The 18,706-nt window shown below is 56.1% G+C and carries 15 protein-coding genes; 9 read left to right on the forward strand and 6 right to left on the reverse strand.

Annotated features, from left to right (window positions below):
* Window positions 1–6 precede the first annotated feature (6 nt).
* The 3 genes from pyrB (at window position 7) to ridA (ending at window position 1,878) form a co-directional block, all read left to right on the forward strand.
* Window positions 7–942 (forward strand): aspartate carbamoyltransferase, encoded by a 936-nt coding sequence (gene pyrB, locus ABGA49_RS10505; RefSeq protein ID WP_347665527.1) that lies wholly within the window; start codon window positions 7–9, stop codon window positions 940–942.
* A 13-nt stretch (window positions 943–955) separates the two neighbouring features.
* Entirely contained in the window at window positions 956–1,417 is a 462-nt protein-coding gene (gene pyrI, locus ABGA49_RS10510; protein ID WP_061498221.1) for an aspartate carbamoyltransferase regulatory subunit, read from the forward strand.
* A gap of 74 nt (window positions 1,418–1,491) precedes the next feature.
* Complete coding sequence (gene ridA, locus ABGA49_RS10515; RefSeq protein ID WP_061498224.1) at window positions 1,492–1,878, forward strand: 2-iminobutanoate/2-iminopropanoate deaminase; 387 nt, start codon at window positions 1,492–1,494, stop codon at window positions 1,876–1,878.
* A 96-nt stretch (window positions 1,879–1,974) separates the two neighbouring features.
* Here ridA and mgtA read toward each other — a convergent pair whose 3' ends face one another.
* Complete coding sequence (gene mgtA / locus ABGA49_RS10520) at window positions 1,975–4,683, reverse strand: magnesium-translocating P-type ATPase (RefSeq protein WP_347665528.1); 2,709 nt, start codon at window positions 4,681–4,683, stop codon at window positions 1,975–1,977.
* 35 nt (window positions 4,684–4,718) lie between these two features.
* Here mgtA and ABGA49_RS10525 point away from each other — a divergent pair, with 35 nt between their 5' ends.
* The 6 genes from ABGA49_RS10525 to nrdG all read left to right on the forward strand — a co-directional run bounded on the left by ABGA49_RS10525 (window position 4,719) and on the right by nrdG (window position 12,432).
* A complete protein-coding gene (locus ABGA49_RS10525; protein ID WP_347665529.1) occupies window positions 4,719–4,901 on the forward strand; it encodes a hypothetical protein in 183 nt (60 codons plus the stop codon).
* A gap of 178 nt (window positions 4,902–5,079) precedes the next feature.
* A complete protein-coding gene (treR, locus tag ABGA49_RS10530; RefSeq protein ID WP_134318951.1) occupies window positions 5,080–6,027 on the forward strand; it encodes a trehalose operon repressor TreR in 948 nt (315 codons plus the stop codon).
* 127 nt (window positions 6,028–6,154) lie between these two features.
* Complete coding sequence (gene treB / locus ABGA49_RS10535) at window positions 6,155–7,573, forward strand: PTS trehalose transporter subunit IIBC (RefSeq protein WP_061498232.1); 1,419 nt, start codon at window positions 6,155–6,157, stop codon at window positions 7,571–7,573.
* Between the two features lie 45 nt (window positions 7,574–7,618).
* Window positions 7,619–9,274: an alpha,alpha-phosphotrehalase gene (gene treC / locus ABGA49_RS10540; protein WP_347665530.1), complete on the forward strand. Its 1,656-nt coding sequence runs from the start codon at window positions 7,619–7,621 to the stop codon at window positions 9,272–9,274.
* A 379-nt stretch (window positions 9,275–9,653) separates the two neighbouring features.
* Window positions 9,654–11,789, forward strand: a complete 2,136-nt coding sequence (nrdD, locus tag ABGA49_RS10545; protein WP_061498251.1) for an anaerobic ribonucleoside-triphosphate reductase — start codon at window positions 9,654–9,656, stop codon at window positions 11,787–11,789.
* Between the two features lie 178 nt (window positions 11,790–11,967).
* Complete coding sequence (gene nrdG / locus ABGA49_RS10550; RefSeq protein WP_347665531.1) at window positions 11,968–12,432, forward strand: anaerobic ribonucleoside-triphosphate reductase-activating protein; 465 nt, start codon at window positions 11,968–11,970, stop codon at window positions 12,430–12,432.
* Between the two features lie 164 nt (window positions 12,433–12,596).
* On the opposite strand, the gene ABGA49_RS10555 is transcribed toward nrdG, so the two are convergent.
* From ABGA49_RS10555 to ABGA49_RS10575, 5 genes are read right to left on the reverse strand one after another with little or no spacing between them, the layout of a single operon-like run.
* Window positions 12,597–14,507, reverse strand: coding sequence for a PRD domain-containing protein (locus tag ABGA49_RS10555; RefSeq protein WP_347665532.1), 1,911 nt, complete (start codon window positions 14,505–14,507; stop codon window positions 12,597–12,599).
* 15 nt (window positions 14,508–14,522) lie between these two features.
* Window positions 14,523–15,671, reverse strand: coding sequence for a lactonase family protein (locus tag ABGA49_RS10560; RefSeq protein WP_347665533.1), 1,149 nt, complete (start codon window positions 15,669–15,671; stop codon window positions 14,523–14,525).
* Between the two features lie 57 nt (window positions 15,672–15,728).
* A complete protein-coding gene (locus tag ABGA49_RS10565) occupies window positions 15,729–16,469 on the reverse strand; it encodes a KDGP aldolase family protein (RefSeq protein WP_347665534.1) in 741 nt (246 codons plus the stop codon).
* A complete protein-coding gene (locus ABGA49_RS10570) occupies window positions 16,466–17,584 on the reverse strand; it encodes a DgaE family pyridoxal phosphate-dependent ammonia lyase (RefSeq protein WP_347665535.1) in 1,119 nt (372 codons plus the stop codon). The genes ABGA49_RS10565 and ABGA49_RS10570 overlap by 4 nt, the downstream gene beginning before the upstream one ends.
* Window positions 17,568–18,701 (reverse strand): amidohydrolase/deacetylase family metallohydrolase, encoded by a 1,134-nt coding sequence (locus tag ABGA49_RS10575; RefSeq protein ID WP_347665536.1) that lies wholly within the window; start codon window positions 18,699–18,701, stop codon window positions 17,568–17,570. Before ABGA49_RS10575 ends, ABGA49_RS10570 begins: the two co-directional genes overlap by 17 nt.
* Window positions 18,702–18,706: the final 5 nt, after the last annotated feature.

Consider the following 18,706-nt stretch of genomic DNA (forward strand, 5'->3'; position numbering starts at 1 on the left):
ATAACCATGGCTAATCCGCTATATCAGAAACATATCATTTCCATAAACGATCTCAGCCGGGAAGAACTTGAACTGGTGCTCGCCACCGCCGCGCGACTGAAGGCAACCCCTCAGCCGGAGCTGCTGAAACACAAGGTGATCGCCAGTTGCTTCTTTGAAGCCTCCACCCGCACGCGTCTCTCGTTTGAAACGTCCATGCATCGCCTCGGCGCGAGCGTGGTGGGCTTTTCAGACAGCAGCAACACATCGCTGGGTAAAAAAGGCGAAACGCTGGCCGACACCATTTCGGTTATCAGCACCTATGTTGATGCGATTGTGATGCGCCACCCGCAGGAAGGCGCCGCGCGGCTGGCCACGGAGTTCTCCGGTGGCGTGCCGGTGCTGAATGCCGGCGACGGCGCTAACCAACATCCGACGCAAACGTTGCTCGATCTGTTCACCATTCAGGAAACCCAGGGCCGGCTGGAAAATATCAATATCGCGATGGTCGGCGACCTGAAATATGGCCGCACGGTGCACTCGCTGGCGCAGGCGTTGGCGAAGTTTAGCGGCAACCGTTTCTTCTTTATCGCCCCGGACGCGCTGGCCATGCCGCAGTACATCCTCGATATGCTCGATGAAAAAGGCATGGCCTGGAGCGTACACGCCAGCATTGAGGAGGTGATGGCGGAAGTCGATATTCTGTATATGACCCGCGTACAGAAAGAGCGCCTCGATCCGTCGGAATACGCCAACGTTAAAGCGCAATTCGTTCTGCGCGCCAGCGACTTGACCAGTGCGCGCAGCAATATGAAAGTGCTGCACCCGCTGCCGCGCGTTGATGAGATCACCACCGACGTGGATAAAACGCCGCATGCCAGGTATTTCCAGCAGGCTGGTAACGGCATTTTCGCCCGCCAGGCGCTGCTGGCGCTGGTACTTAATCGCGATTTGGCTCTGTAAGGGGAACACGACAATGACACACGATAATAAACTGCAGGTCGAAGCGATCAAATGCGGCACCGTGATTGACCATATTCCGGCGCGCATCGGGTTTAAACTGCTGACGCTGTTCAAGCTGACGGAAACCGATCAGCGCATCACTATCGGTCTGAATCTGCCCTCCGGCGAGATGGGGCGTAAAGATTTGATCAAGATCGAGAACACGTTTCTGACCGATGAGCAGGTCAACCAACTGGCATTGTATGCCCCGCAGGCCACGGTAAACCGCATTGACGACTATGAAGTGGTGGGTAAATCGCGCCCCAGTTTGCCTGAGCACATTGTGGGCGTGCTGGTCTGCCCGAACAGCAACTGCATCAGCCATGCCGAGCCGGTGTCATCCAGCTTTGCGGTGAAACAGCGCGCTGACGATATTGCCCTGAAGTGCAAATATTGTGAGAAAGAGTTCTCGCACCATGTGGTGCTGGCGAACTAATTGCGGTTGGTAAAGCCCCTTCCCCTCCCTATAATGTGGGGGAACCTTATCACCGTAGTCATTCAGGAACTATTATGACCAAAGTTATCGCGACGGAAAATGCACCAGCAGCTATCGGCCCTTACGTACAGGCTGTTGATCTTGGCAATATGCTCCTTACTTCCGGTCAGATCCCGGTCGACCCGAAAACTGGCAGCGTTCCGGACGACATTGCCGCGCAAGCGCGTCAGTCGCTGGACAACGTGAAAGCTATCGTGGAAGCGGCAGGTCTGAAAGTAGGCGACATCGTCAAAACCACCGTGTTTGTGAAAGATCTTAATGATTTCGCGACGGTAAACGCGACGTACGAAGCGTTCTTTACCGAGCACAACGCAACCTTCCCGGCCCGTTCCTGCGTGGAAGTGGCGCGTCTGCCGAAAGATGTAAAAATCGAGATCGAAGCGATCGCGGTACGTCGCTAAGCGACCCGCGCTTACCCGGTAAAACGCCTGCGTCTGGCCGGGTAAGCGCAGCAAAGGTGCCTGATGGCCGTTCGCCACCAGGCTCACCACGTTTGATTACTGCCAACCGTAGCGACGGTTGTAGAACCCTTTCACCCACTGTGTCAGCGTCATGTAACCTGCCAGAATCGCCACCAGCCACGGGAAGTAAGAGAGCGGCAGCGGCTGCAATTGCAGGTAACCCGCCAGCGGCGAAAATGGCAGCACAATCCCCACACAAATCACCATCAACGTCATCGCAATTAACGGCCAGGCCGCACGGCTCTGAATAAACGGCACGCGGCGGGTGCGGATCATATGCACAATCAGCGTTTGCGACAGCAAGCCCTCCACGAACCAGCCAGACTGGAACAGGGTTTGCGCTTCCGGCACATTGGCTTTAAAGACCCACCACATCAGACAAAACGTCAGAATGTCAAAAATGGAGCTGATCGGGCCAAAGAAGATCATGAAACGCCCAAGATCGGCGGGATTCCAGCGCTGGGGTTTTTCGATCTGTTCGTCGTCAACGTTATCAAACGGGATCGCCACCTGTGACACATCGTACAGCAGGTTCTGGATCAGCAAGTGCAACGGCAGCATGGGCAGAAACGGCAGGAACGCGCTCGCTACCAGCACGCTGAAGACGTTGCCGAAGTTAGAACTGGCCGTCATTTTGATGTATTTCAGCATATTGGCGAAGGTGCGACGCCCTTCAATGACCCCCTCTTCCAGTACCATCAGGCTCTTTTCCAGCAAGATGATATCGGCCGCTTCACGGGCAATATCCACCGCACCATCTACGGAAATACCAATATCCGCCGCGCGCAGTGCTGGGGCGTCGTTAATGCCATCGCCCATAAAGCCCACCACATGCCCTTCACGCTTCAGCAGGGTGACAATGCGCTCTTTGTGCATCGGCGTCAGGCGTGCGAACAGCGTCGTGCGTTTTGCCAGTTGTGCCAGCGCATCATCGTCCAGGTGCTCAATCTCACTGCCGGTCACTGCATCGCCGACCTCCAACCCGACTTCGTGGCACACTTTCGCCGCCACCAGCTCACTGTCGCCGGTGAGGATTTTGACGGTGATGCCGCTGGCTTTCAGCGCTTTTAGCGCGGGTGCCGTGGTCTCTTTCGGCGGATCAAGGAAAGCGATGTACCCTTCGAGGATCAGATCCGACTCATCCGCACGCTGGTAATCACCACTGCGCGCCGGAAGGTATTTCGTCGCCACGGCCACCACGCGCAATCCCTGGCGATTCAGGGTGCTGGTCACACGTTCAATACGCCGCAGCATGGTCTCATCCAGCGGGAAAATCTCGCCGTTAAAACGCACCTGGGAGCAGACGCTGAGGATTTCCGCCAGCGCACCTTTGCAAATCAGCTGATGCACATCGGCCTGCTGCGCCACCACCACCGACATACGGCGACGTTCGAAATCAAAGGGGATTTCGTCCACCTTGCGCCAGCCGGCGGCCAGCGTTTGTGCGGCATCCGCATCCACGCCTTCCAGTACGGCGGTATCCAGCAGATTTTTCAGCCCGGTCTGGTAATGGCTGTTCAGCCAGGCGCTATGCAGTACCCGTTCACTGCTTTTGCCGCTGATATCCGTATGATTTTCCAGCACGATTTTATCCTGCGTCAGCGTGCCGGTTTTATCGGTGCAGAGGATGTCCATCGCGCCGAAGTTCTGGATCGCATCCAGATGTTTGACGATCACTTTCTGTTTCGACAGTTTCACCGCACCGCGCGCCAGCGTTGAGGTGACGATCATCGGCAACATTTCCGGTGTCAGACCCACAGCAACGGACAAGGCAAACAGCGCAGCTTCCCACCAGTCGCCTTTCGTAAAACCATTGATCAGCAACACAATCGGCGTCATCACCATCATAAAGCGAATCAGCAGCATGCTGACGCGGCCAATGCCTTTCTGGAAAGCGTTCGGCTCACTCTCCTGCTCGCTCACCCGTCCGGCCAGTTGGCCGAACCAGGTGTGACCGCCAGTGGCGATCACCATCGCCTGCGCCGTCCCGCTTACGACGTTAGTCCCCATAAAGCACAGTGTGTCGCATTCCAGCGGGTTCTGTTGCCCTTGCTGACGCGTCGTGGCCACTTTCTCAACCGGCAGAGATTCGCCGGTCAGCGAGGCCTGTGCGACAAACAGATCCCGCGCCTGCATCACACGCAGATCGGCGGGGATCATGTCGCCTGCTGCCAGTTTTACGATATCGCCGGGCACCAGTTGATCGATTGGGATCTCGCACCAGCCGTTTTCGCCTTTCTCATTAACCACCCGTAATACCGTTGCGGTATTGCTCACCATCGCTTTCAACGCATCCGCGGCTTTGGTGGAGCGCGCCTCTTGCAGGAAATTCAGCAGCGTCGATATCGCCACCATCAAGGCAATCACACTGGCGGCAAACAGATCCTCCGAGGCATAGGAGATCCCCCCCAGGCAGGTGAGCAGCAGGTTAAACGGGTTGCGATAGCAGACCCACAGGTGCATCCACCAGGGCGACGGTTTCTGCGCCGGAATGAGGTTTTCACCGTGCGTTTGACGGGCCAGTTCAACGTCCTGCGGGTTCAGCCCTTCCGGGTGGCTGGCGAACGTTTGCCACAGCAGCGTAGGCTCCATGTTGGCAACGTTCAGACAGCGTTCGCTTAATGAGGCGGGGATGTCGCCATGCGCAATATGTTGTGCGCCAGGCAGCGGATCGCGCTGTACCAGGCGGCGGGGTAAATGGCGGTTCAGGCGAGCGAAAAGCTGCCGGGTAATGTTTTTCAGCATAACAGTGTCCTTGCCCCCGCATCACGCGGGTGCTTATGTTGCAGGCACGGAAAGCCACGCCTGCAGGCGTCATCTGGTTGGCAGGGACAAAAAAAATGTCGCTGCCTTACGCATCCGGTAAGGCAGCAAAAGCAGGCTTACCGGTTGTTTCTCCGTCGCGGGAGAGGGGTGGGATCGGGATCCATCTGACCTCCGGTAAGGTAGTGAAGAGTGAATGATTACAGTGCGGTATCATAGCGCAGTCGAATTAAACGAAACGTATACATACAACAATCCATATAGCTGAAAGGCAGCAACGCAGCGTGTAAACCAGACTTTGCTCATTGCCGATCGGTTGGAACCAGGACGAAACTCCTTTATTCTGCAAACCGCCTGAGAACGGAGAGGGATTCACGCATGCAAAACCGGCTGACCATTAAAGATATCGCGCGCTTAAGCGGGGTGGGTAAATCCACCGTCTCCCGCGTGCTGAATAATGAAAGCGGCGTAAGCCAGCGTACGCGCGAGCGGGTTGAGGCCGTCGTCAATCAGCATGGTTTTTCCCCTTCCCGTTCGGCGCGCGCCATGCGCGGACAGAGCGATAAAGTGGTGGCAATTATCGTCTCCCGTCTGGATTCCTTGTCAGAAAACCTTGCCGTGCAGACCATGCTGCCAGCGTTCTACGAGCAGGGGTACGATCCGATCATGATGGAGAGCCAGTTCTCCCCGGAACTGGTAGAAGAGCATTTGCAGATGCTCAGCCGCCGCAATATCGACGGTGTGGTGCTGTTCGGTTTTACCGGCGTCACAGAGTCCCTGCTCGCCTCCTGGCAATCCTCGCTGGTGTTGCTGGCGCGCGATGCCGATGGTTTTTCCTCCGTCTGTTATGACGATGAAGGCGCTATTCAGCTCTTGATGGAGAACCTCTACGCGCAGGGGCATCGCCATATCAGCTTTATCGGTGTACCGCACAGCGACATCACCACCGGCAAACGCCGCCACGACGCGTACCTGGCGTTTTGTAAAACGCATCAGCTGGAGCCGCTGTCCGTGCTGCCAGGCCTCGCCATGAAGCAGGGTTACGAACATGTGGCGCACGTGCTGACCGCACAGACCACCGCCCTGCTCTGCGCGACAGACACCCTTGCACTCGGTGCCAGCAAATATCTGCAGGAGCAGCGCATCGACAACCTGCAACTCGCCAGCGTCGGTAACACACCGTTAATGAAATTCCTGCACCCGGAGATTATCACCGTCGATCCCGGCTATGCCGAAGCCGGTCGTAAGGCCGCCGCACAGTTGATCGATCAGGTAAATGGTCGCGTTGATCCGCGACAGATTGTGATCCCCGCCCACCTGGTGTGATCCCCCCTCCCAACGGTTTATTGTGATCCTCGCCCAATTTCGGGAACGTTCCCATTTTCAATTTTTTTGCCCGCGGTTACGCTTTGCTCCGGTCATTACGCATCATTTCTCCCCCAGAGGCACCATGATGAGCAAAGTAAATCAAACAGACATCGAGCAACTGATCGCGCGGGTCGGCGGACGGGAAAACATCGCCACCGTCAGCCACTGCATTACGCGGTTGCGCTTTGTATTGAACAACCCGGCAGCTGCCGATCCGAAGGCTATTGAGCAGTTACCCATGGTCAAAGGCTGTTTCACCAACGCCGGGCAATTCCAGGTGGTGATCGGCACCGACGTTGGCGACTACTATCAGGCGCTGCGTGTCGCCACCGGGCTGGCCCACGCCGATAAAGAGCAGGCTAAACTGGCGGCACGGCAGAATATGAAGTGGCACGAACGCCTGATCTCGCACTTCGCGGAGATCTTCTTTCCGCTGCTGCCTGCGCTGATCAGCGGCGGTTTGATCCTTGGCTTTCGCAACGTGATTGGCGATGTGCCCATGAGCAACGGGCAGACACTGGCGCAGATGTCACCCGCGCTGAAGACGATTTATGACTTCCTGTGGTTAATTGGCGAAGCCATCTTCTTCTATCTGCCTGTGGGTATTTGCTGGTCTGCGGTACGCAAAATGGGCGGCACGCCGATCCTCGGTATCGTTCTGGGCGTAACGCTGGTTTCCCCGCAGTTAATGAACGCCTACCTGCTGGGCTCACAAACGCCGGAAGTGTGGAACTTCGGCCTGTTTACCATCGCCAAAGTGGGTTATCAGGCGCAGGTAATCCCGGCATTGCTGGCCGGGCTGGCGCTGGGCGTGATCGAAACCCGTTTAAAACGTCTGGTGCCGGATTACCTCTATCTGGTGGTGGTGCCGGTCTGTTCGCTGATCCTGGCCGTCTTCCTTGCACACGCCTTGATTGGCCCGTTTGGTCGCCTGATTGGTGATGGCGTGGCCTTTGCCGTGCGTCATCTGATGACCGGCAGTTTTGCGCCTATCGGCGCGGCACTGTTTGGCTTCCTCTATGCGCCGCTGGTGATCACGGGTGTGCACCAGACCACACTGGCAATCGATATGCAGATGATCCAGAGCATGGGCGGAACGCCAGTCTGGCCGCTGATTGCCCTCTCCAATATTGCGCAAGCCTCGGCGGTGGTCGGCATCATTATTTCCAGCCGTAAACAGAATGAACGCGAGATCTCCGTTCCTGCCGCCATCTCCGCCTATCTGGGGGTCACGGAACCGGCAATGTACGGTATCAACCTGAAATACCGCTTCCCGATGCTGTGCGCGATGATCGGTTCCGGCCTCGCCGGGCTGCTGTGCGGCCTGAATGGCGTGATGGCGAATGGCATCGGCGTCGGCGGTTTACCAGGGATCCTCTCTATTCAGCCGACATTCTGGCAAGTCTTCGCCCTGGCGATGGCTATCGCAGTGATGATCCCCATGGCGCTGACCTCCTTTATTTATCAGCGTAAGTTCCGTCACGGCACATTGCAGATTGTGTAATTTTTGGGGCGCCGTTGCGCCCCTTCCTTTTCGCAGGACATTGTTATGAATACCCTTCCCCACTGGTGGCAAAACGGCGTTATTTATCAGATCTACCCCAAAAGCTTTCAGGACACGACCGGCAACGGCACCGGTGATTTGCGCGGCGTCATCACCCGACTCGACTATCTGCAAACCCTCGGTGTAGACGCCATCTGGCTGACGCCGTTTTATATTTCGCCGCAGGTGGATAATGGTTATGACGTGGCGAATTACACCGCCATTGACCCTCTGTACGGCACGCTGGACGATTTTGACGAACTGGTGGCGCAGGCTCATCAACGCGGGATTCGTCTGGTGCTGGATATGGTGTTTAACCACACCTCAACGCAGCACCCCTGGTTCCAGGCAGCGCAGGATCCCACGAGCCCTTACCGCTCTTTTTATATCTGGCGTGATGGCGTCCCCCAAACGCCGCCCAATAACTGGCGCTCAAAATTCGGCGGCGGCGCGTGGCGCTGGCACAGTCAAAGCAGTCAGTACTACCTGCATCTTTTTGCCCCGGAACAGGCGGATCTCAACTGGGAAAACCCGGCGGTACGCAATGAACTGAAAAAAGTCTGCACGTTCTGGGCAGATCGCGGTGTTGACGGTTTACGTCTGGATGTGGTGAATCTGATCTCCAAAGCGCAGGATTTCCCCGACGATGAGCAGGGCGATGGCCGCCGTTTTTATACCGATGGCCCGCGCGCTCACGCTTTTTTGCAGGAGATGAGCCGGGAAGTCTTTCAGCCGCGCGCGCTGATGACGGTCGGAGAAATGTCCTCCACATCACTGGATCATTGCCAGCGTTATGCGGCGCTGGATGGCCGCGAACTGTCGATGACCTTTAACTTTCATCATCTGAAAGTGGACTACCCCAACGGGGAAAAATGGACGCTGGCGCGCCCCGATTATGGTGCGCTGAAAGCCCTGTTCCGCCACTGGCAACAAGGGATGCACAACGTTGCGTGGAACGCGCTGTTCTGGTGTAACCACGATCAGCCGCGCATTGTGTCGCGCTTTGGCGATGAGGGGGCCTTGCGCGTGCCATCGGCTAAAATGCTGGCCATGGTGCTGCACGGTATGCAAGGCACGCCGTATATCTACCAGGGTGAAGAGATTGGCATGACCAATCCGCACTTTTCCCGCATTACCGATTACCGCGATGTGGAAAGCCTCAATATGTTTGCCGGGTTACGCACTGCCGGGCGTGAACCCGATGAATTGCTGGCGATACTTGCCAGTAAATCTCGCGACAACAGCCGCACACCGATGCAGTGGACGGCCCGCAAAAATGCCGGTTTCACCACCGGCGATCCGTGGATCGGGCTTTGTGATAACTATCGGGAAATCAATGCGGAAAATGCCGTCAGCGATGCAGATTCGGTATTTTATACCTATCAGACTTTGATCCGTCTGCGTAAAACCCTGCCGTTGTTAACGTGGGGGGATTACCAGGATCTCCTGCCTGCACACGCGCATTTATGGTGTTATCGCCGCCAGTGGCAAGGACAGACGCTACTGGTTATCGCCAATCTCAGCGATGAATGCCAGTCATGGCGGCCCGGTGCCTTGCCAGGCGACTGGCGGGTACTGATAAGTAACTATGCCGAAACCGCTTCCCGTCCCGTCGACATGACGTTACGGCCATTTGAAGCCGTATGGTGGCTGCAAGAGTAATTTTTTGTCCCTTCGCACAGAAAAACAGCAGGCATAAACCTGCTGTTTTTGTTGAATTTTTAGTCAAAATGAGAATTGAAAAATTTACACTCCGCCAGGTCGCCCGTCCTCTGTGCTATCAGATTTTTACTTTGTTCTGAGTCAATAAAAACGTAAACATGTTTGATGCAAATCACTATATATAGAAATTAGAATGCACGCCGGCCCTATATGTTGTATTAATCGACTACGATCTACACAAGCATACCGCCTGGACAGCAATGCATGCTGTGGATAACGCGGGCCGAAACGGGACGAACCCATTGGTTTTAGTAATGAATAATCAGCCAGTCAGCGCGTCCTTTATTGTGGATAACCTGTTTTCTAAAATGGAGTGATCATGACACCGCATGTGATGAAACGAGATGGCTGTAAAGTCCCTTTCAAATCAGAGCGCATCAAAGAAGCGATTTTGCGTGCAGCTAAAGCAGCGGGAGTCGATGACGCAGACTATTGCGCCACCGTCGCAGAAGTTATCAGCAACCAGATGCAGGGCCGCTCGCAGGTTGATATCAGCGAGATTCAGACCGCCGTCGAAAACCAGCTTATGTCCGGGCCGCATAAACAACTGGCGCGCGCCTATATTGAATACCGCCATGACCGCGATATCGCGCGGGAAAAACGCGGCCGCCTGAACCAGGATATTCGCGGGCTGGTTGAGCAGACCAACTCAGCACTGCTCAACGAGAACGCCAACAAAGACAGTAAAGTGATCCCCACCCAACGCGATCTGCTGGCGGGTATCGTGGCCAAACACTATGCCCGTCAGCATCTGCTGCCACGAGATGTGGTACTGGCACACGAGCGCGGCGAGATCCACTATCACGATCTCGATTACTCCCCGTTCTTCCCGATGTTCAACTGTATGCTGATCGATCTGAAAGGCATGTTGACGCACGGGTTTAAAATGGGCAATGCCGAAATCGAGCCGCCAAAATCGATTTCTACCGCCACCGCCGTTACTGCGCAGATCATCGCGCAGGTCGCCAGCCACATCTATGGCGGCACGACAATTAACCGTATTGATGAAGTCCTGGCACCGTTCGTGACCGCCAGCTTCGAAAAACATCGCAAAGTGGCGACCGAATGGAATATTCCGGATGCCGATGGTTATGCCCACAGCCGCACCGAAAAAGAGTGTTACGATGCCTTCCAGTCGCTGGAATATGAAGTCAACACGCTGCATACCGCCAACGGCCAGACCCCGTTCGTCACCTTCGGTTTTGGCCTGGGCACCAGTTGGGAGTCACGCCTGATCCAGCAATCAATCCTCCGCAATCGTATTGCCGGTCTGGGTAAAAACCGCAAAACCGCCGTGTTCCCGAAACTGGTTTTCGCGATTCGCGATGGTCTGAACCACAAGTTCGACGATCCGAACTACGACATCAAACAGCTTGCGCTGGAGTGCGCCAGCAAACGTATGTACCCGGACATCCTGAACTACGATCAGGTGGTCAAAGTCACTGGCTCGTTCAAAACCCCGATGGGCTGCCGCAGCTTCCTGGGCGTGTATGAAGAGAACGGTGAGCAGATCCACGATGGGCGTAACAACCTGGGCGTGATCAGCCTTAACCTGCCGCGCATTGCGCTGGAAGCGAAAGGCAATGAAGACGTGTTCTGGAAACTGCTGGACAGCCGTCTGCAATTGGCGCGCAAAGCGCTGATGACGCGTATTGCCCGCCTGGAAGGCGTGAAAGCGCGCGTGGCCCCCATTCTGTATATGGAAGGTGCCTGCGGCGTGCGCCTGAAAGCGGACGACGATATCGCACCGATCTTCAAAAACGGTCGCGCCTCTATTTCGCTGGGTTATATCGGGATTCACGAAACCATTAACGCGCTGTTCGGCAATAAACATATTTATGACAGCGAAGCCCTGCGTGCCAAAGGCGTGGCAATTGTTGAACGCTTGCGTAAAGCGGTGGATGAGTGGAAAGAAGAGACGGGTTACGGCTTTAGCCTGTACAGCACGCCAAGCGAAAACCTGTGCGACCGTTTCTGCCGTATCGATACCGCCGAATTTGGCGTGGTGGAAGGCGTAACAGACAAAGGTTACTACACCAACAGCTTCCATCTCGACGTTGAGAAAAAGGTTAACCCGTACGACAAAATCGATTTCGAAGCGCCGTACCCGCCGTTAGCCAGCGGGGGCTTCATTTGTTATGGCGAATACCCGAATATTCAGCACAACCTGCGTGCACTGGAAGATGTCTGGGATTACAGCTACCAGCATGTGCCGTATTACGGCACCAACACGCCTATTGATGAGTGTTACGAGTGCGGTTTTACCGGTGAGTTTGAGTGCACCAGTAAAGGCTTCACCTGCCCGAAATGCGGCAACCACGATGCCACCCGCGTGTCGGTGACCCGTCGGGTATGCGGTTATCTTGGCAGCCCGGACGCACGTCCGTTTAACGCCGGGAAGCAGGAAGAAGTGAAACGCCGCGTCAAACACCTCGGCAACGGGCAGATGGGTTAACGTCTATTTGCCCGATGGCACTGCGCTATCAATCTGCTATATATCCGCAACGCAATTGACGTCAGAACAAGGCGACAATTGCGTGTGTCCCGGGGAGTTTACATCAGTAAGTGACCCGGGCGCGCGCAAGCAGCCAACGCAGCGATGGCGTCAATTGATAAGCGGATGAGATGCGAAAATGAATTATCACCAATATTACCCAGTCGACATTGTCAACGGTCCCGGCACCCGCTGCACACTGTTCGTCGCCGGCTGCGTGCATGAATGCCCCGGCTGTTACAACAAAAGCACCTGGCGGCTGAACTCCGGCGTGCCGTTCACGGTCGAAATGGAAGAGCGCATAATCGCGGATCTCAACGACACCCGCATTAAACGGCAGGGGATTTCACTCTCCGGCGGCGATCCACTGCACCCGCAAAACGTGCCGGATATTTTAAAACTGGTCACCCGCATTCGCGCCGAATGCCCCGGTAAGGATATCTGGGTCTGGACGGGCTACAAGATGGACGAACTCGACGCCGCACAGCGTGAAGTAGTCGCACAGATCAACGTGTTGGTGGACGGAAAATTTGTCCAGGATTTGAAAGACCCGATGCTGATCTGGCGAGGCAGCAGCAACCAGGTCGTCCATCACTTGCGCTAAACAGCGCGGCAGCCGCTTGCTGGCATTCCGGTAAGCGGCCGCGTTTTCTCGTTTGCCCACCGCTACAGCAAAAACCAAACCGTCACGCCAGTTGCGTGTACACCTTTAAATACCCCCTCGCCACGGTATAAGCGTGTTGCGGTATCGTTCATCCCCAACAGGTTCTAAAAACGGCTGAGCGATTCCATTGCTACGCGTTTGAACGTGGCAAAGTCTGCACAGGCACAAAGCCTGGCGGTGGCGCGTTCGCGCAAGAAAGTGACGAAAATATCGTAGATCGCCATCGCCTCTTCGTACTCGCTTTTGCTGATCGCCAGTAAAAAAATGACATGCGCGGTGTCGTCTCCCCAGCGGATCCCCTGCGGGGCCAGCACGGTATAGACCACGGTTTTTTTCGCCAGCAACCCAAGGGCGTGCGGTAAAGCAATGCCTTCCCCCAGCAGGGTGCTGACAATCGCTTCACGTTCAATGACCGAGTCGAGAAATTCTGCGTCGACAAAACCTTCATCACGCAATTGGTCACAGAGGGTGGTAAACAGCGTTTGCTGATCCATCTCACCGTCGATAATGCGGAAATGGAGCGCATCAAAATACTTTTCCAGCATCCACGGGCGCGTTCTGTCCACCAGCACCAGTTTGCCGATCTGCTCCAGTTGATACTCACTGGGGAACGGCGCAATGGTGACCACCGGTTTATCTTTTTCACTGACCCGCGCAGTGGAAATCACAAAATCTTCGGCAATAGTGGCGCACTGCTCGTAATCACGCAGCGTCACGGTGCGGGTAACCACAATTTGCGGGTATTTCCGCCCCAGCACGGCTTCAATCATGCGCGCCATCGCATTTCCGGCATCACACACCAGCAACACCTGCGGTTGCCGCTGGTAACCAATGTTGTAGTGACGCTCCAGCCCCACGCCAATGTGCAGCACCAGAAAACCGATCTCGTTTTCGCTGATCACATACGGTGTGTATTTCCCCCAACTGGAGACCGCCGCCAGCGTCATGTCCCAGGCCATGGGGTAGTGCTGCTTGATGTTATCCAACAGCGGGTTGGGGATCATGATTTGGTAGCGCACGCGGGTGATCATGGTTTTGATATGCGTCAGCAGGTCCGCATGCAGTTGTGTGTCGTTTTGCAGGTTGTAGTTATAGTGGCTATTGATATAGCCAAGAATGTAATTCACCAGTGTTTCATCATCATCGGCGCTGATGGCGCTGGGTACCAGTTCCTGCACGCGACGCCCGGCGATATGCACTCGCAGCCAGTGCTCTTCCGCCGCCGCCAGCGGTTTCCCCGCCAGTTGTTGCAATGCGGCTGAGATATCCCGTGCGGCGTCGCGCACGTTCTCATCCCCATCATCGGCGGTAAATTCCGACAGCGGATAGCCCTCGCTGATACGGCGTACTGCAACCGCGCAATACAAGCGGATAAACAGATCGCCTTCGTCAGTCAGGCAAATGTGATAACGACTAAAACAATCGTGTAGAACAGACGCCAGTGCTTCCGGCACGCCTGGATTGAGCGCATCTTCGGTGATCAGCGGGTTCTGTGCATTCTGTTGCGCCAGCTCCCACAGTAAATCCGTCAGGCAGGCGCGCAGTGCCATTTCACTGCCAAACAGTTTCATACCATGACGCGGGCGGGTTTCCAGCGTCAGGCGATAGCGGGAAAACCACTCGCGCACTTCCGTCATGTCGTTTTGCAGCGTGGCGCGGCTGACAAACCATTCGTCCGCCAGATCTTCCAGTTTGAGGGAAAACGCGGAGGTGAGAAAACGCACCACCAGATAGTGCACCCGCTCCGGAGCACTGCGCGGAATACGCAACGCACGCGGGCGGGTGGCCTGCAAGCTCTGATAGCGGGCAGCGTCATCGATTTTTAGTTGATAACCGCTGCCGCGCGTCAGCACAAATTGCGCACCGTGCTGCAACAGCAACGCGTTGAGAGCAGTGATATCGGCCCGAACGGTACGCGTTGACACAGACAAGCGCTGTGCCAGCTCATCCTGCGGTAGCGTTTCGTTTTGCAGCATAGTAAACAGTTGCGCTAAACGTTGGTTCGGGAATCGCACATCGCTCTCCAGGCTTTAAGGGTGAGATGAAATGACCATCTGAGATGGACTGCCCACCGGGGTGTAATCCGGCTCAAATTGCAGTTTTCCGTTGGGTTCCACGCGAAAGCGGGTGATGTTATCGCTGCGCTGATTCAGCACATAGAGCCAGCGCCCATTCGCCGCCAACGTCAGCGTGCGCGGATAATCACCGCGTGTCCACACATCGTCCTGATGCGTGAGCGAACCATCGGCTTTCACCGTAAAGTGCCCAATGCTGTTATGCAACCGGTTGGCAACATACAGCTGTTTGCCATCGGCGCTTAACACCAGACCCGCGGCAAAACTGGTGCCTTTGTAGTCTTTCGGCAGCGCAGAAATGGTTTCCCCCTGCTGTAATGTGCCGGTGGTTTTATTCAGCGCGTAGTGCGTCAGCGTCGACGACTCTTCATTAATCAGCCACAGGCCGTCGCCTTGCAGCGTGAAAACAAAGTGACGTGGACCGGCTCCTTTGGAAGAGGCACTGATAAAAGGTGGATCATTAGGTGTTAACGCGCCTGTTTTGCCATCAAACTTATACTGGTAAATGCGATCCAGCCCCAGATCGGTGGAAAAGACAAATTTCCCGCTCGGATCGGCGGCAATCATATGCGCATGGGGACCATTGTGATCGCTTATCGCAAAACTACCTTCCACCGCCGCTTGCGGTTTTGCCGTGCCAGGTTCCCCCTGATCCTGCCGCTTGTCCACCGCTTCCCCGAGGCTGCCATCATCGTTAACCGGCAACACGGCAATCGAACCGCTGACGTAATTCGCCACCAGCAAGAAACGGCCATCCGGCGTTAGTGACAGATAGACCGGCCCGGCCCCGCCAGACGCCACTTGATTGAGCACGCTCAGCTCGCCATTGTTGCCAATACGCAGCGCCTGAACCGCGCCCTGCTCCACTTCGCTGGCGAGATAGAGCGTCTTGCCATCGCGCGCCACGGTCAGTTGCGCCGCGTTCGGCAATGTGCTGACCAGCGTTTTATTCCCAAGCACTCCCGATTGCGGATCGACGGTGAAACGGTACAACCCTTCACCATTCGGGTTGTACGTTCCCACCCAGGCGTATTCGGTTTGTGCCATGACGTGGGTCGCCAGCAGAGAGAGTGAAGCGGCAAGTAGATAACGAACAGTCGTCATAATGGCTCCTGACACAACGGTTGAGTTGCTCCCTCACAGCAGGGAGAGGGAGTGCGTTTACTGCACCAGTTTTTGGGTTATCGCCATCAGTTGACAAACGTCCGCCGGACGCGTGTCGCCGCTCACCTTATCGATGATTGAGCTGTAAACATGCGGGATAATTTTACGCACTCCCGCCTCCAGTGCGATTTGCAGGATCTCACCAAAATTGTCCAAATCGATACCGCCAGTCGGCTCCAGCCAGAAATCGTAACGCGCACAAGCTTCAGCCACCGCCAGATACTCGTCACGGCACGTCAGACCGCCCATTGGGAAGTATTTAACCGAGCTGCCGCCCATATCTTTTAACAGTGCAATTGCCGTCTCAATCGGTACAACGCCGTCCGCAGCCTGGCTGCTTAGCGGCCCGGTGGAGATTTTCACCAGCCCTGGCGTTCCCGTTGGCGAGACCAGGCCGTTTACCACCGTCTCACTCTGCCCCAGCAGCGCCCGGCTGGTTGCCACGCCGGTAAAGACCTGATTCACATGCTGCGGTTGCACCTCACGGGCGATGGCGCTGACCATGGCGGACTGGTTCGGATCACCCGCACCCAGGCCGACAGAGAGCGCGTTATCAATACGCGCTGCATAGTCGCGCATATCGGCGACCGCCGTGGCAACGTCCGGGTAGTTTTTCGACAGGACGCCCACCAGCACATGGCCTTCTGCAGCCTCGTAAATGGCGCTGGCGTTCTCTTTACTGCCTGCCAGCACATTCAGGCACACACGGTCACGGTAAAAATTGGGGGTCAGTTTCATGGGTGTTGCTCCTTGTTCAGTTCTTCGGCGATGCGGCGATACACCACCGCCAGTTGGTCGGCAGTTACGCTACGGACATCGGCCTCGATAATGCCTTCATTGGCTTTATAGCCACGGAAGTAAATGGCGTATTCCCCCTGTTTCAGGGCGCTGACTAAATCACCTGTGGCGATACCCGTTATCGCTTCGTCGAACTTGATTTCGCTACGGGCAATATCTCGCCCGGCGCTGTCCCACACGACGCGCGCGCTGACGCCCGGCAGCGTATTAAGCTGGTCGATAAACGGCGTCATTTTGGCGACCATTTCCGCACCGCTCTCTTTCCGGGCGCTAAGGTAGTGTTCAATGGCGCAGGTCAGTCCGAGAATGCCCTCTTTGCCCACTTTCATCGCCCGACCAATGCCCGCCGTCTGGCGTTTGACCCACTCGACGTACTGCGTTTTGCCGATCACCAGCCCGCTAGTTGGCCCCTCGATCGCCTTCGCGCCGCTGTAGATAACCAGATCGGCGCCAGCGCGGTAGTAGCACTGCAAATCTTCTTCCGCTGCCGCATCGACAATCAGCGGCAGATCGTGTTTACGCGCCACCACGACAGCCTGCTCAACGCTGAGCATGCTTTTCTGTACGCAGTGGTGGGACTTGATATAGAGGATCGCCGCCGTGCGCGGGGAGATCGCCGCCGCCAGTTGATCGGCGGAACATTCGTTGGCGTAGCCGGCTTCCACAACCTTACCGCCGCCCAACGCCACCATTGTGCCGACCGGTGCGCCAAAGTTAACGTTATGGCCGCGCGGCAGCACGATTTCGTTGTTCTCAATCACCGTGCTGTGCAGGTTTTCCAGCAACCAGTCACTCTCTTTCACCAGTACAGCGGCCACCGACTGTGCAATACCGGCAGAAGCACAAGAGACCACCGTCGCGCCCTCAACCTCCAGCAAATTCGCGATGTACTCCCCGGTCTTGTTCACCAGATCTTTCATTTCGAAGTAGTGATTCATGCCGCTAAGGACCGCCTCAACCACTTCCGGGCGCGGGGTGGAGACGCCGAGCGCCGTCATGCGCCCGGAGGCATTAATCACCTGTTTTAATTGGTACTTATCATAAATCGAAGGCATGTTCCGCACTCCCCTGTTCGGTCATATAGCCATGGCCTGCACGAATGGCGGCCAACGGCGTGATTAACTGTTCAGCCTGTAAGCTTTCGTGTTCCGCATCGGTAAACAGCACTGGCTGGCGCTTCAGGTCGAAAATGGTCAGATCGGCGTCATAACCGACCGCCAGTCGCCCTTTCTGTTTCAGGCGCAGGCCCTCGGCGGCGTGGTCGGTCACACAGGCAATCACCTGCGGCAGCGACAGGCCAATGGCGAGAAATTTGGACATCACGTTCGCCAGTGAGCGCACCGGGCCGTCAATGCGGTTGCGGCAGTAGATGTCGGAACTGATGGTCTGCGGCAAAATGCCCAACGCTATCGCACGTTTTGCCACCGTAAAGCTAAAACTGGCGCTGCCGTGTCCGACATCCAGCCGCACACCGCGGCGAAGCGCGCGGGCAACGGACGCGCGCAACTCCCCGCCGGGGGTCAGAATGCGGTTCGGTTTACCGTTATAGCAGTGGGTGATGATGTCGCCGGAGGTGAGCAGATCGGCAATCTCGTCGAGGTTCGGCGGGTTGTTACCGATATGCACCATCAGCGGTAAATCACCGTTCTCTTTTTGTATCGCTTTCGCGCGTTCAAGCGGTGTAATGCCGTTGTCACCCACCACGCTGCTGCTCATCCGCGCTTTCAGGCCAACGATAAAATCCGGGTGGCGTTGCACCGCATCACGTACGGCGCTGGCATCGATATTATTCAGGTTCGCCAGCTCATTTTGTGCAATCAGTCCCACGCGGGAGATATTCAACAGCGCATAGACTTCCGTGGTTGCCTGGCGGGTGAGGGTATAAAAATCGTCAATATCGTCCGCACCGGTGCTGCCTGCATCGATCACCGTGGTGACCCCGGTTGCGATCCCGACACTGTCGGGCTGATCGTGATAGATCGGCGAGTTTGGATAGCAATGGACGTGGGAGTCGATCCACCCGGCGCTGACATAATGTTCACCGTGTAAATCAATAGATTTCACCGCCGGGCCGCTGATATCACCCAACGCGGCGATTTTACCCGCACTGATGGCGATATCCGTCACCGTATCGTCAACCAGACGTGCCCGGCGCAGGAGTAAATCAAACATGCGTA

Origin of the sequence: Kosakonia sp. WA-90 (assembly GCF_039871955.1) — a bacterium.
GTDB classification, from domain to species: Bacteria; Pseudomonadota; Gammaproteobacteria; order Enterobacterales; family Enterobacteriaceae; genus Kosakonia; species Kosakonia oryzendophytica.